Below are 14,241 nucleotides of genomic sequence, written 5' to 3'. Positions count from 1 at the left end.
AATTTATGCAGTAACCGGCTTTTAGAGGTTTCTGTCAAGTTAAATTCAGCCGATATTTGGTTGTAATGATAGAAGCCATGAACCTGATGCCCCCCTCGGACTTTTTCAAGCTGAGAGCTGTCCAGGCATTTTGATATTGTACGTCACCTCGGCGCACCGCTACACTAGGCCATGGATAGCCTGCAGTAGAGCGCCTACTTTAAGTGATTGGCGGTTTGACCCGTTAGAGCACGAAGTGAAACTGCTCTATATTATTAAAGTAAAGAATTTCATTTCGGAAGTGTTAATACCCTCAATAAAATTAGCGATAAGAAGACAAGCCCATTTAAGGTCGATAACATGATACGGGCAGGACGAAAAACAATATTTTTATATAACATAATTAATGCCCTCCTGTAGTAATCTCAGGCCTTAGCCTGAGATTATTTTCCTATTTGCCCAAAAACAAAAAAGCCGAACCACCTATTGTGTGACTTTTTTGTAGTCACCTTCGGCAGTCCGGCTTTCCGTTGATAGGATCCGCGACTTTCTGCTCCTGTCTTTCGGCAGGATTGGCTTTATCGTGTGTGATGAAATTGTGTGTCAGTATTTAATAAATGTCTATGCATACAACTACTTAAAGTTTTTTACGTAGGATGTTTTGGTGGTAAATGAGCCAGGTGGGGTAAATATCGCGCACTATTTACAAATGCCAGTCGAAAAGGGAAGGGCGATGTTGCCTCTATTAAGCACTACAGTTAGCTATATTCTCGGCCAGCAATTCCAATATTAAAACATCACAAGCTCCACATCCTGAACAAGCTCCGGTCATTCTGGATATTCCGTCCAGGTTGTCGATTCCATTATTAATAAGCCCCATAATTTGCTCTTTAGTAGTTCCGCTACAGTGACAAATAACGTTCGTTGTTTTATCTGGGGTAATGTCGTTCATATAAGATCCTCAACGCTATCTTTATCCAAAGCAATTAATGTGGACGCAAACTACGGATCCTTTGCCTGCACCCAGTTGATTTCTTTCGCTGTTTGTTCGCCAATCACGCATTCGTCCAAATCGGCCGCCATGCGCACATTGGTTGCCGACAGGGGGATGCGGCCAACCATGATTTCAGCCTTGGTTTGCGGATAAAGGGGCGATTGCTCCGGGTGGGCATAGCCGATCGGAAACAGGGCTTTATTATCGGCATCATACTTGTCCGTCGCACCGACTGTGTGCAGGAATTCGTGGGCAATGACGATATTGTTTTGTTGATCCTGATCGATAGAGGCAAAAGCATGAACTACGGCTGCCAAGCCTTTGTCGAGCCCTACTGAATGTCGCAAACTCCTGCCTGGCGTTGCTTCATGGTAAAGCACAAAAACATCGATACGAGGCATAGTGGAATCCGAATCGGGCGTGTTTTTATAGGTCCAGTAGCGGAATTTAAGCGCCCACCAGATTATTGCCGCATAACCTTCGCCGGGTAGCGGCGCTTCGGGCGGCAGCACCGTCAGCACTGGCCCGATGTGTATTTGGGTCGGTTGTTTGGTGATGAGCTTATATGGTTCGCTTTGTTGTTGCAAAAACCGGTCAACGGGTACAAACACGCTGTCGTCCAGGTCATTGATATATTCATTGACGACCGGGCTGTTGTTATCGCCGTTGATGGGATAAATGACCACGCTTAAAGGTTCTGTCCACGACCTGGATTTTAATTTTTGGTTTTTCGCATAAAAAGCCACGACTACAAACACAGTCAATAAGATAAGGATGCGGATAATTTTAAATAAAGTCATGGCTAATCGGCTGTTATTAATGGCATTAAACGTGTTAATCGGTTTTCAATGACAAGGTACTAACAATCTCGTTATTCTCTGTTTTGGGGGCAACTACAGTATCAAGTATAAACACCCGTTCGTTCGCTATGCCGCCTTTTTGCACGATGTAACGGGCAATCGCTTGCGCTCTTTCTGCGGCCAGGTTTTTTAGCCTTTGCTCTTCCGGCTTAATGATGGCTGACAGCTTCTCCTTGGCGACCGCATAAAACTCATGGGTGCTGGTATCAGCCTTACTGCCGACCAGACGTAGCTTACCCAGTAAGGATTTCTCCACCATCAACGGAAACTTTTCCGCAAATAGCTGTTCCATCAAACGCCTGTAATCCTGGTCGGAAATTACGACATATTCTGCCCGTATTTTTCTGCCGCCTTGCTTATTAATTTCGTCGGCTTTTATTCTTTTAAGCTGATCGTATAAAGCATCGTCGCTGACCGCCGGCCAATCCTGCTCCTGAAAAGCCGCTCCTTTAATTTCCAATTGTAAGATAGAACGCGTTTTTAACGCTTTAGCCAAATCATCCAGCTTGTCGGTTTCCTGCTTACTTAATTCCGCACTACCCGCAGGGAAGCTGATAGTGCTTAAATCCTCTTCGCTGCCTATTAATGAAGCTAATGCGTGAAAAGGCGAGCCGATCACTTTAGTTATCGCGTTAACCAACGCATCGACAACGATGTGGCTTATGCTGAATTGAGGGTCTTCCAGGCTGCCGGTAATGGGTACGTCCATTTTTATTTTGCCTTCGGAATCCTTCATTAAAGCCACCGCCAGCTTCAGCGGTAATGACACGGCATTGGGATTTTCAACTTTCTCACCCAACTCGAACCGTTCAATCAAGATGTTATTGGAAGCGGTTAGTTTTCCGTCGGCAACTTTGTAATTTAGCTCCAACGACATTTTGCCTTTTTCAACTTTATAACCGGCAAACTGCACCATATAAGGCGAAATCAACGGCATCGGCATGCCGGTAAACTTCACTTTCACATCGTAATCACCCAAATAAGGACTGATTTCGCCTTTGATGTCGACAGGCGCCAAGTCATAAGCATTTCCTTTTAAATCAACTTTGACTGTTGACTTTCGATCAGAGGAAATACCGCTGGCGCCGCCGTCCAAGCTTTTGATTTGCGCGGCGAACGGCAAAATCAGCGAAAGGTCTGCAAAATCGGAAGAGCCGTCAATGACTTGGATTTTGCCCAGTTTAAATTGAGGTTCCAATCCCCCCCGGCCCCCCTTTTGCAAAGGGGGGGGCTTATTCCCATCTTTTTGTAAAGGGCGAGGCTTATTCTCCTCCTTTTGCAAAGGTGTGGACTTATGCAAAGCCGTCCCCCCCCTTTGTAAAAGGGGGGTCGGGGGGGATTCGCTTTTGTCGGCAATCATGATTTCGCTAAAATTGACGGTTTTGTCCTGTCTGATGATGACTCTGGCATAAGGTTTGTTAATACTCAGTGATTCAGCGCTATATTGTTTTGTTGGCAAATCAATATTGATACCTTTAAGAGTTAAATTCTGCCATTTAACAAAGTCTTTGTTCTTTATCTGATCGCGGGTTAATAAGTCGGTAATTTTGGTATTGCCGGTAAACTTAATATCCGGTTTATCCGGCGCCGATTTGGCGAGTAGGATATTGCCGTCAATCGCTAAAGCTCCGTCGATGATATCCAAACGCGCGAACTTATCGACATAAGACTGGAAATTTTCCAGTGCAATGTCTTTAACATCAACGGCTATCTGCGCGGATAAGGGTTCAATAACGGCATTGCCGTCAAGCTTGATCGAGCCGCTTTCATTAACCGAGGCGCTGAACTGAAAAGGCAGGTTCGCAGCGGCGTTATTGCTGAAATTCGTCAGCTTTAAATTGATAGGCTTGACGTTGATGGTGATGGGCTTTTTTAGGCTTCGATCTTCAAAGCTGAGCCCGAAGTTATTCAGTGCGATGTTGTTGATTTTGATAATCCACGGCGCTTGTTCCGATTCTGCGGGAGAGGGTTTGGCCTCAGGCAGAAAGGCCTGATAATTAAGCGTGCCTTCGGTATCCAACCACGCCTTAAAATCGCCGTCATTTGCTGAAACGGATTCAATCGTTAGCTCATGGTTGCCAAGGTTAAAGCCGATGCCCTGCACGGCCAACTGAAGCGTTTTAATCAGTGGGTTGTCCTGGGCCGATGCTGAAACCTGAACATCGCGAAGTTCAAATTTGCCCTGATTGACGTTAACGTTAAATTTATTATTTATATAATCGGCCTTGTAATCGGCTTCGAACAGTTCATAGCCTTGCAAATCCAGTTGCAAGAAGTCCTGCAAGGCCAGCGCTCGGATTCTTGGCAATTGCACGTTATTTAATTTGATATGCCCGGATGAAGAGAGCGGATTAAGGGCGATGGCGCCTTGCCAATCCAGCTTGCCGCCTGTCGTTAATTCCAAGGTTAAGCCTAATTTGGCTTGGTTGTCGGTTTTTGTCGCGAAGTTTTCAATGGCAAGGTTAATCGGATAAACAGTCTCCTTTTCGGGATTTGTTAAATGCGCATCTTCCCAGTTCAGCTTTCCTTCGATTATCGATAGCTTTGCGATATTGACCGGGAAAATTTTATTGTCATCCTGCTTGTCTTTGTTGTCTTTTAGCAGATCTGTAAAATTGAATGCCCCGTTTTTGTCTATGGCGATACGGACGACTGGTTTGTTCAGCGACACCGTATCAATAACCATAGCTCGCTGATCGATGGATCGTAGCGCATTAATGTCGACATAAAGATCGTCAAAGCCGGCAAACAGTTGGCCGTCCTGTTCTTGAAGCTCGAACTTCTGTAAGCTTAACTGTAACAAAAAGGGATTAAATTTAACCGTTGCAACAGATGCCTTTCTGCCGGTTTCCTGCTGGATGAATGTCGGCAGTTTCGACTTTGCCAGCGTAGGCAACAAGTAAAAGCCCAGCGCAGCATAGATACCCAGAAGACCGACCACTATAAAAACAGCGATTTTAATTTTAGATACTATGTGTCGAACTTTCATAAAATCCAGTGACCTCATCCGTTTTAACTTATCGCCATTATAAACAAAAAAAAGCGGCTTCCTCAGATTACTGAGGAAGCCGCTTTTTTAAATCGAAAATTCTAATGAAAAAACCTATAAATCAAGATAGCCGGTTTCTTCATGCAGAACATTATCCAAGCCTTGCACTTCCTCATCGGGAGTTACGCGTAAACCTATCCATCTATCCAGTAATTTTAAAATCAGGTAGCTGAATAGCGCGCTCCAGGTCGCAGTAACGACGATCGCCAACGCCTGAACGCTGACTTGGTCCATTATTGAAACGCCCTCTGCTAAACCGAGGCCGCCCAAGCTGCTTGCGGCAAAGACACCGGTCAATAATGAGCCGGTCACGCCGCCTACGCCATGGACGGAAAATACGTCCAGAGAATCATCGATTTTCAAGGTACGTTTTACATATTGGGTAGCATAAAAACATACGGCGCCGGCAGTAATGCCAATCACCAGCGCACCGAAAGGGCCGACAAAGCCTGAAGCGGGGGTGATGGTGCCCAAACCTGCAACCATGCCGGTCACAATACCTAATACGCTGGGCTTGCTAAAACGTTTCCATTCTATAAACATCCAGGTCAAAGCGCCGGAAGCAGCGCCGATATGCGTCACCAGCATTGCCATTCCTGCGCGCCCGTCTGCGGTCAACGCGCTGCCGGCATTAAACCCGAACCAGCCGACCCACAACATGCCCGCACCGGTAACTACCATGGTCATGTTATGCGGCGGCATTGCTGTATTTGGAAAACCTTTTCTTTTTCCTAATACCAAGGCCGATACTAAAGCCGCAACGCCGGCATTAATGTGGATGACGATGCCGCCGGCAAAATCCATTGCGCCCAAATCGGCCAACCAACCGCCGCCCCACATCCAGTGGCATATCGGCAGGTAAACAATAATCAACCATAAGCCGCTAAACCACAGCATCGCCGAAAATTTCATCCGCTCGGCGAAACCGCCGACTATCAGCGCCGGTGTAATAATCGCAAAAGTCATCTGAAACATGAAGAAGACTGTTTCAGGAATAGTACCTTTCAACGATGCGACGCCTATGCCGGGCAGGAATGCTTTTGAAGCGCCGCCGATGATTTTTTGCAGTTCTCCGCCGTCGGCGAAAATAAAGCTGTAAACGCCGGCAAGCCAAAGAATTGAAACCAGACAGGTAATCGCAAAACACTGCATCAATACGGACAGAACGTTTTTGCTTCTAACCAATCCGGCATAAAATAACGACAGGCCCGGTATTGTCATAAACAAAACCAATGCAGTCGATGTTAAGATCCAAGCTGTGTCAGCTTGATTTAATTGATCCGCAAAAGCAAGACCGGGAAACATCAGGAAGCCTAAAACCAGCTTTCTATTTATTATTTTTAACAACATTTTTTTCCTTTGCGCCTAAATGGCATCTTCGCCGGTTTCACCCGTTCTAATACGAATAACCTGCTCTAAATTTGATACGAATATTTTTCCATCGCCGATTTTGCCGGTATTGGCTGCATTAACGATGGTCTCGACAGCTTTATCCAGCACATCATCGGAAACGGCGATTTCCAGTTTAACTTTAGGTAAAAAATCAACTACATACTCGGCACCTCTATATAACTCGGTATGACCTTTCTGGCGGCCGAAGCCTTTTACTTCCGTTGCAGTAACGCCAGCAACTCCAATCTCAGATAATGCTTCTCGGACATCATCCAATTTGAACGGTTTAATGATCGCGGTTATTAATTTCATGTTCTCTCTCTCACGGTAGATGGCAAAAAGTATTGGTAATATGGCTTGCAATCATAGTGAATTATCAATCAACATACAATTAATAGACCGGATAAAAACGCTAAATTGACGTGCTTTTTCGTTTTCTTAAACGCAAAAACGGGCGCATCGCGCGCCCGTTGTTTACCCAAAGGTCATTTTTGAGAAAAGTTCACCACCAATTAAATATGATACGCGGTCTCGCCATGTTCGGAAACGTCAAGCCCTTCACGCTCGACTTCTTCGCTAACCCGAAGCCCAATCAACATATCCACGATTTTATAAGCGATAAAAGATACCGCACCTGACCAGATGATACAGACTCCTACGCCCCAAGCTTGGCTGGTGATTTGACCGATCATGCTGTATTCAGCTACCCCGTTGGCAACATAATCCCAAACGCCGGTGCCGCCGAGCGATGGGCTGGCGACGATGCCTGTACCCAATGCACCGATAATTCCACCAACACCGTGAACACCAAAAGCATCTAGGGAGTCGTCATAACCAAGCATACTTTTCAAAGTAGTAACCGCCCAGAAACAAACCGCGCCGGCAACTAATCCTAAGAAAATAGCACCCATAGGGCCGGACCAGCCGCAAGCAGGAGTAATGGCGACAAGCCCCGCAACAGCGCCGGAAGCACCGCCCAACATACTGGGTTTGCCGCGCAACAGCCATTCAGCACCTACCCATGCGAGAGTAGCCGCTGCGCTGGCCAGTAAAGTATTGACAAAGACTAAAGCGGCAAGGCCGTTGGCTTCCAGATTAGAGCCAACGTTAAAGCCGAACCAGCCGACCCATAACAAAGAGGCGCCAATCATAGTCATGGTGACGCTGTGTGGTGCAAGCGACTCCTTTTTGTAACCGATACGCTTGCCTATCAACAAGCAACCTACTAAACCGGCAATACCGGCATTAATATGCACAACCGTGCCGCCGGCGAAATCCAGTGCACCTTTTTGGAACAAAAATCCAGCCGTAGCAGTAGCCGCTTCTGCCGCCGATGCATCAGTATAAGCATCAGGACCGGCCCAATACCAAACCATATGCGCCATCGGCAGATAAGAGAAGGTAAACCACAAGAACATAAACAACAGTACAGCAGAAAACTTAACCCGTTCGGCAAAAGCACCAACGATCAGCGCAGGAGTAATAGCGGCGAAGGTCAGCTGGAATGCGACATAAATATACTCAGGCACGTAAACAGCTTTGCTGAAAGTGGCTGCAAGCGAGTCCGGCGTTATGCCTTTAAGGAACATCTTGCTAAATCCGCCAAAAAACGCATTGCCTTCGGTAAATGCGATGCTGTAACCGTAAATCGCCCACAATATAGCCATCATCGAGAAAATCACAAACACTTGCATCAACATGGACAGCATGTTCTTGGCGCGCACCATGCCGCCATAGAACAATGCCAATCCTGGAATGACCATCAGGATAACCAGCACGGTCGCAACAATCATCCACGCGGTATCGCCTTTGTTGGCTGCAGGCGGAACAGGAACGGCAGTTTCCGCAACAGAGAATCCTGCATAACCTAGCAAGGCAAACAGGATTAAGGTAGTTAAAAGTTGTTTCATAGTTCCCCCTTAATATTAAAGCGCTTCTTCGCCTGTTTCTCCGGTACGGATCCGGACAACCTGCTCTAAATTGGTTACAAAAATTTTACCGTCGCCTATTTTGCTGGTATTGGCAGCTTTGGTAATGGCTTCTACGGCTTGCTCCAGCATGGTGTCAGCCACCGCCACCTCAATTTTGGCCTTGGGTAAAAAATCAACCACATATTCAGCGCCGCGATAAAGCTCGGTATGCCCTTTTTGACGACCAAAACCTTTTACTTCGGTGACGGTTACTCCGGAAACTCCTATATCCGAAAGCGCTTCTCGAACATCGTCGAGCTTAAAGGGTTTAACAACAGCAGTTATTAGTTTCATTTGAGCCTCTTTTGTAAATTTAAAATCCAGCTTAAGTAGAGGAGCCGAAAAATCTTTTCTTCGGCACTCTTACATTGCTCTTGTATCGCTTAAAGCGCCTACTTTGATGTATCCATCAAGCTGCGTTAAAAGTTAACATTGAAATCGGTAGAGAATAGAAATTGATCCTGCTTGGCGTTGCCGAAGGGGCGGTACTGTCCGCCTGTGGCTGCAACTGTTCCATCCACCCAGTCATAACGGACATTGGGACGAATATTCAGCCATTTCATCGGCTTCCAGTTCATACCAGCGGTAATTCCGTAATAGCTGGCGCCATTGCCGGCATTACAGGTAGAGGTGAAATTGCCGGCAGCGGCAAAACTACTGCCTGCACCATTAGTTGCGGCAGCTACACGACCTGGAGAGCAGACCCTGAAACCGTTTTGATCGCGGAACCATTCAGCTCGAATACCCGCTGTCAAATTATCTTTTATGTCATAGGTTAGATGAGAATTGACGCCATACCATTCGGCATCGACATTTGGAACAGCTGTTAAAACACCGTTGGCATAACCATGATCATGCTGCAAAACCAGATGGGTTTTATCGGTGATATTGTGCTTCAACACTAAGCTGTACAGGCCCCAGGATTGGCTGCTATGTTCGGAAGTTCCGCCATAGGTACCGCTGATATTGGCAGAGGTGTTTTTGTCATCACTGGTCCAGGTAGTACCGGCCAAGCCTGCCCAACTGCCCAACTGTTTGTCCCAGCCGCCATCCCAGCCGCCAGTCGCACTGCCGGTGACTACACCACCCATAACCGCCCAATTTTTATCGACGGTATAGTTGCCCATCACACCGGTATGGGTGAACGGTTCGCCATATTGCATGGTGTAAGCATGGGTGTAGAAAAAGTTGTCAGGGGCCGGAACCGTCTCGTAACCGATCGGTGTATAAAAGTGACCGGCTTTAATGTTCAAACCATTGCCGACAGGCGCATAAATTTCGGCATAAGCCTGAGGCAGCGCAATATCGTAAAAACGGTTGTCGTTGCTATTGAGCATATTGAGATCCCAATGGTTCCGATTCAAAGGCAGTCCGGTATTTACATCAAATGCGGGAACACCGTATGCTTGAGTAAAAATAGCATCCGTACCGAACATCACATCGAAGCGTCCGCCAAAATCCCAGGCATCGCCTTCCGCAGCCACTGCGCGTTGTACAAACAGATTTAATTGATTTAACTGGAATTCGCCGGAACGGTCACCAAAAGTAACCGGACCGTTGAAGTTATTATCCGGGCTTGCCGCGTTATAAGTGATTCCAGCATTGGCCCAGCCACCGATCTTCACCCCAATATTTTTCATGAACTGGCTTTCATTAGGATCACCTACCGTTTCAAGTAAAGTGGTGGCCTCTGTCAAGCTCTTAGCTTGTGCTGCCCCAAAAACAGAAACCAGAGCTATGCCCAAAGCCAGTGGCTTCAGTTTGAAATTATTATTGGTTAGATGGTTTTTCATTTCAAAATCCTTAATTTAGTTAAACTCAAGGCAAGATGCCCGTTAAACAACCAAGAGCAAGTAAAATGCCAACTGTATTTGTGCAATAAATTCGTTAGGTGGGAATCTCAACTATACTGAATTAATATTATTAATTATCAATAAGTTAAAACACCTATCGATAAAATAAATTATCTGAAACTCTCTAATAATCATAAGTTTGGTGCAATAAAATAGAAGTGACATGCACATATTTTGGGCGTCACGCATTGTTTTCGCACCATAATGGATCTTCATTTGGCTGCTCATTTCCAGTTTTTAAAGTAACTTTATTCGCTTCATTTTTTTAGTGGCTAATCCAACAAAAAAAATGGTATCGTTACGTCGTTTGGCATAAAACATAGATTCCAATAATCCATCTCAGGAGACAAAATAAAATGTCGGCAGCAAAAGTACTTAAAATGATCAAAGAAAACGACGTGAAATTCGTCGATTTTCGTTTTTGTGATACCCGCGGTAAAGAGCAACATGTAACATTCCCTGCTCATACAATTGATGAAGATACCTTTGAAGAAGGTAATATGTTTGACGGTTCTTCGGTTGCCGGCTGGAAACACATCAATGAATCAGACATGATCTTAATGCCCGATCCATCTACTGCGGTTATGGATCCTTTCTTTGATGACAACACACTGATCTTGCGTTGCGACATCATTGAACCTAAAAACATGCAAGGCTACGAACGCGACCCACGCTCTATCGCCAAACGCGCGGAGGCCTACTTAAAATCAACCGGCATTGCAGACACGGCATTTTTCGGTCCTGAAAACGAATTTTTCATTTTTGACGATGTCCGTTGGGGCACCGATATGAGCGGCTCTTTCTATAAAGTCGATTCGGAAGAAGCGGGCTGGAACTCGGAAAAAGTTTATCCAGACGGCAACACCGGTCACCGTCCAAGCGTTAAAGGCGGTTATTTCCCTGTGCCTCCTGTCGATTCATTCCAAGATATGCGTTCTGCAATGTGTTTGACACTGGAAGAAATGGGCATGACCACTGAAGTTCATCACCACGAAGTAGCAACTGCCGGCCAGTGCGAAATCGGTGTGAAGTTCAACACTCTGGTTAAAAAAGCTGACGAAGTTCTGGAATTGAAATACGTTGTTGCCAACATTGCACATGCATACGGCAAAACAGCGACTTTCATGCCCAAACCACTGGTTGGCGACAACGGTAGCGGTATGCACGTACACCAATCTTTAGCTAAAGACGGCGTTAACCTGTTCACTGGCGACCTGTACGGCGGCTTGTCTGAAACTGCTCTGTTCTACATCGGCGGTATCATTAAACACGCTAAAGCATTGAATGCTTTCACCAACTCATCAACCAACAGCTACAAGCGTCTGGTTCCCGGTTTTGAAGCGCCTGTTATGCTGGCTTACTCTGCACGTAACCGTTCAGCTTCTATCCGTATTCCTTTTGTCAATAATCCAAAAGGCCGTCGTATCGAAGTTCGTTTCCCTGACTCAACTGCAAACCCTTATCTGGCGTTCTCAGCCATGATGATGGCTGGTCTGGACGGTATTCAAAACAAAATCCATCCTGGCGATGCTATGGATAAGGATTTGTACGACTTACCAGCAGAAGAAGCTAAAAACATCCCACAAGTTTGTCATTCTTTTGACCAAGCACTGGAAGCTCTGGACGCTGACCGTGAATTCTTGACACGCGGCGGTGTTTTTACAGACGACGCTATTGATGGCTTTATTGCATTAAAAATGGAAGAAGTGACTCGCATTCGGATGAGTACTCATCCAGCTGAGTACGATATGTATTACAGCTTATAAAAACCGGGGCGACTTTTTAATACGAGTCGCTCTGCTAGATGTAAAAAAAACGCCCCTAACAGGGCGTTTTTTTATGTCTAAAATACGACTGAAATTTTGCTGAGTTCCTAAAAGTCTGGAAAAAACAGCCCCGAACTGTTACTTCCCAGCAAACGCCATGAAGGAAGATTGCTAATAAGAATTTTTAGATGCACAAAACCAAAGCTAGAATAGAATGTGTGGTTTTACAAAGATATATAAATGAGCAGCTGTATAAGCTAAAACTTGTTCAAACAGGGGGCGCTACAGAGAATGCGTTCGATTTAACTGAAATGAAATAGATATTGACTATAACAAATTATACAGCGGATACATGCTGCTGGGCGTTTGATATTAAGATAACAAAATACTAGCTTGACCCAAAACTCGGTCGAGTTTTGGGTCAAGTATATGAGCTTGTTAAGCTGGAGTTACATTTTCTGCTTGCGGTCCTTTTTGGCCTTGTGTTACTTCCATAGTAACTTTTTGGCCTTCTTTCAAGGTCTTGCGGCCAGAGCCGTTAATTGCACTATGGTGAACAAAAACATCTTTGCCACCTTCTTGTTCAATAAATCCAAAACCTTTTTCATCATTGAACCATTTAACGGTACCTACAACTTGCTCTGACATATCACACTCTTAACTTAAAAAATCGCCAATTTCTCAGCGTTACAAATTCCCGCTTCATAAAATAAAGCCGGCTCAAACTTTAATTAAGACAAATAATAGCATTAAAAATATGAGCAGAGCAAAGTATTTTAACTAGGTTCAAAGATAATTCCATCATGAATATAATGCTGATATCAAAAAAGCTATAAGGCGAGGAGTTTATTGTCCAACTTACGGTGGTATGGTGATGTCCTATAGCAAAGGAGTAGGTTTATTTATGAATGAACCGCCAGCTGTTGGTAAGCTCCGCGATAATATAAAAGAGGCTGACCCGAACGGCACACGCAATCTTGTACTTCACCGATAATAACCCAGTGAGTGCCTGCATGAACTTTTTCTATGACTTTGCATTCCATAGACATCAGACTGTTATCTAGAACGGGTGCGCCGGTAATACCTGCTGTCCACGGTGTGTTTGCAAACCGCTGCTCTTGGCTGCTGCCGCCGGCAAATTGATTAGAAACGTCTTGTTGGGTTGAGTTTAGAATATTGACAGCAAAACACTGGCTTTCTTGAATTCCAGCGCCGGTGTCAGCGGATTCATTAATACAAACCAATACTTGAGGTGGATTAACCGAAACACTGGAGAAAGCAGTTACTGTCATGCCTTGAATGCCCAGTTTTTCAGAATATGTCGTAACAACGGTGACACCGCTGGCCCATAGTTGCATAGCTTTTTTAAAATCATCAACACCAACAGTCATTAATTTCCTCGCTTATTTTGTAAAGATATTGCCCCTTTTTGATTGAAAAAAAGGGGGCACGCGGGTTTTATGATACAGCAGCGGCGCAGACTTGTTAAATGATAGCTATTTTCATTATAAAATTAGGGAGATATTTTTAACTGAAAACGAGTCTGAAAAAGCTTAAAGCCTCGTTCATGATAAGCTAATAAAGCCTACTGAATTTGGAATAGTTTTTAATCGGTAGCCAAGCTGATAACAGATTGCTGAATAACTAAAAACTTAAAACGCGGCTGGTTTTAGAGTTTATTTTTCTTAATTTACTCCGCTATGGACTAAACATGATTATTATCAAACTGGGCGGTAGCCTGTCCTATTCGGATGCTCTTGTTAACTCTCTGAATGCAGTGGAGAAAAACTATCAGCGCAGGGCCGTGGTTATTGTTCCCGGCGGTGGTGCGTTTGCCGATCAGGTCAGGCTGGCTCAGCAACACTGGCAATTTGACGATACCACCGCACATCACATGGCACTCCTATCCATGCAGCAAATGGCCTTAATGTTTAAAGGACTTAAACCTGATTTTGCTATAGCTCGCACCGTCTCAGCGATTCAAGACCGACTAAATCGGCAAAAAACCGTTATTTGGTCGCCGGATATTGTTGAATTGGATAATGCGGGCATAGCGGCATCTTGGGATATAACTTCAGACAGCCTCGCGGCATGGCTGGCTAACACCATTTCGGCAACCGAACTGATCTTGGTGAAGTCAGCTGCCATTGATACTAACTTTAGCCTGCAACAACTTGCCGAGCAAAACATAGTCGATAAAGCCTTTTGCGCTTTAGTCGCGCAATCAGCGTTTAAAATACAGATTGTTAATGCCCAAAGCTGGGGATTGAGATAACCTGATTTAAGCCGTTTTAAACCGTCATTTTGGCAGAGTTCGCTATGCGCTCTGTCGGGTCACGTCAGGCTTTCAGGTTAGTGCAAATCTGTTCCAGATAGAT

At 45.1% G+C, this 14,241-nt stretch carries 12 protein-coding genes and 1 riboswitch; of the genes, 2 read left to right on the top strand and 10 right to left on the bottom strand.

From position 1 onward, the window contains the following. Window positions 1-489: 489 nt before the first annotated feature. Window positions 490-566: riboswitch (cyclic di-GMP riboswitch) on the bottom strand. 158 nt (window positions 567-724) lie between these two features. The 8 genes from EPO18_RS15140 to EPO18_RS15105 all read right to left on the bottom strand — a co-directional run bounded on the left by EPO18_RS15140 (window position 725) and on the right by EPO18_RS15105 (window position 10,037). Further along, window positions 725-931 carry a (2Fe-2S)-binding protein gene (locus EPO18_RS15140; RefSeq protein ID WP_292434634.1) on the bottom strand — a complete coding sequence of 69 codons (207 nt, stop codon included), beginning with the start codon at window positions 929-931 and terminating at the stop codon, window positions 725-727. A gap of 50 nt (window positions 932-981) precedes the next feature. Continuing rightward, complete coding sequence (locus tag EPO18_RS15135; protein ID WP_292434632.1) at window positions 982-1,773, bottom strand: hypothetical protein; 792 nt, start codon at window positions 1,771-1,773, stop codon at window positions 982-984. Window positions 1,774-1,807: 34 nt separating this feature from the next. Then, window positions 1,808-4,822, bottom strand: coding sequence for a DUF748 domain-containing protein (locus EPO18_RS15130; protein ID WP_292434630.1), 3,015 nt, complete (start codon window positions 4,820-4,822; stop codon window positions 1,808-1,810). Window positions 4,823-4,936: 114 nt separating this feature from the next. Further along, a complete protein-coding gene (locus tag EPO18_RS15125) occupies window positions 4,937-6,232 on the bottom strand; it encodes an ammonium transporter (RefSeq protein ID WP_292434628.1) in 1,296 nt (431 codons plus the stop codon). A gap of 15 nt (window positions 6,233-6,247) precedes the next feature. After that, window positions 6,248-6,586 (bottom strand): P-II family nitrogen regulator, encoded by a 339-nt coding sequence (gene glnK, locus EPO18_RS15120; protein WP_292434626.1) that lies wholly within the window; start codon window positions 6,584-6,586, stop codon window positions 6,248-6,250. 200 nt (window positions 6,587-6,786) lie between these two features. After that, window positions 6,787-8,184, bottom strand: a complete 1,398-nt coding sequence (locus EPO18_RS15115; RefSeq protein WP_292434624.1) for an ammonium transporter — start codon at window positions 8,182-8,184, stop codon at window positions 6,787-6,789. A 15-nt stretch (window positions 8,185-8,199) separates the two neighbouring features. Further along, window positions 8,200-8,538, bottom strand: coding sequence for a P-II family nitrogen regulator (gene glnK, locus EPO18_RS15110; RefSeq protein WP_292434622.1), 339 nt, complete (start codon window positions 8,536-8,538; stop codon window positions 8,200-8,202). Window positions 8,539-8,663: 125 nt separating this feature from the next. Beyond that, window positions 8,664-10,037, bottom strand: coding sequence for a porin (locus tag EPO18_RS15105; RefSeq protein ID WP_292434620.1), 1,374 nt, complete (start codon window positions 10,035-10,037; stop codon window positions 8,664-8,666). 416 nt (window positions 10,038-10,453) lie between these two features. Here EPO18_RS15105 and glnA point away from each other — a divergent pair, with 416 nt between their 5' ends. Next, window positions 10,454-11,863 (top strand): glutamate--ammonia ligase, encoded by a 1,410-nt coding sequence (glnA, locus tag EPO18_RS15100; RefSeq protein ID WP_292434619.1) that lies wholly within the window; start codon window positions 10,454-10,456, stop codon window positions 11,861-11,863. A 438-nt stretch (window positions 11,864-12,301) separates the two neighbouring features. Here glnA and EPO18_RS15095 read toward each other — a convergent pair whose 3' ends face one another. Then, on the bottom strand, window positions 12,302-12,511 hold the full coding sequence (locus EPO18_RS15095) for a cold-shock protein (protein WP_292434617.1): 210 nt from the start codon (window positions 12,509-12,511) through the stop codon (window positions 12,302-12,304). A gap of 254 nt (window positions 12,512-12,765) precedes the next feature. Then, window positions 12,766-13,254: a flavin reductase family protein gene (locus EPO18_RS15090; RefSeq protein WP_292434616.1), complete on the bottom strand. Its 489-nt coding sequence runs from the start codon at window positions 13,252-13,254 to the stop codon at window positions 12,766-12,768. A 320-nt stretch (window positions 13,255-13,574) separates the two neighbouring features. On the opposite strand from EPO18_RS15090, the gene EPO18_RS15085 reads away from it, so the two are divergent. Continuing rightward, window positions 13,575-14,138 (top strand): amino acid kinase family protein, encoded by a 564-nt coding sequence (locus tag EPO18_RS15085; protein WP_292434614.1) that lies wholly within the window; start codon window positions 13,575-13,577, stop codon window positions 14,136-14,138. The last annotated feature ends 103 nt before the right edge of the window (window positions 14,139-14,241 follow it).

This window comes from Methylobacter sp., assembly GCF_004322395.1.
Classification (GTDB): domain Bacteria; phylum Pseudomonadota; class Gammaproteobacteria; order Methylococcales; family Methylomonadaceae; genus Methylobacter_A.
This window is presented reverse-complemented; position numbering and strand designations above follow the sequence as displayed.